Origin of the sequence: Streptococcus sp. 210928-DFI.4.42 (genome assembly GCF_020554365.1) — a bacterium.
Lineage (GTDB): Bacteria > Bacillota > Bacilli > Lactobacillales > Streptococcaceae > Streptococcus > Streptococcus parasanguinis_S.
The window spans coordinates 1-295 of record NZ_JAJCHF010000069.1 but is presented as its reverse complement, the minus strand read 5'-3'; the positions used below and the strand labels follow the sequence as shown (position 1 = coordinate 295).

The window sequence follows — 295 nt, the reverse complement described above, 5'->3', positions numbered from 1 at the left end:
CAGGACTAAATCCTTAACTTAAATTATTTGTCTAACTTTTTGGGGTCAGTACAGACTCTCAAATTTCGAGAGTCTTTTTTAATTGAATAAAAAAATAAAAGGCTGAGAACACTCAACCTTTTCTTCTTTCCACCCTGAGGGAATCGAACCCCCATCTCAAGAACCGGAATCTTACGTGATATCCATTACACTAAGGGTGGCAACTGTTATAGTATATCAAATTTTCAAAAATTTTACAAGTAAAAAAGAGAGTGGGACAGAAATCGGTAATTCGTTAGAATTCGATTTCGTCGTC

At 35.3% G+C, this 295-nt stretch carries 1 tRNA gene; it reads right to left on the bottom strand.

The features are described 5' to 3' along the window. Positions 1-128: 128 nt before the first annotated feature. A tRNA-Arg gene (locus LIZ08_RS10335) sits at positions 129-200 on the bottom strand. Between the last annotated feature and the right edge of the window lie 95 nt (positions 201-295).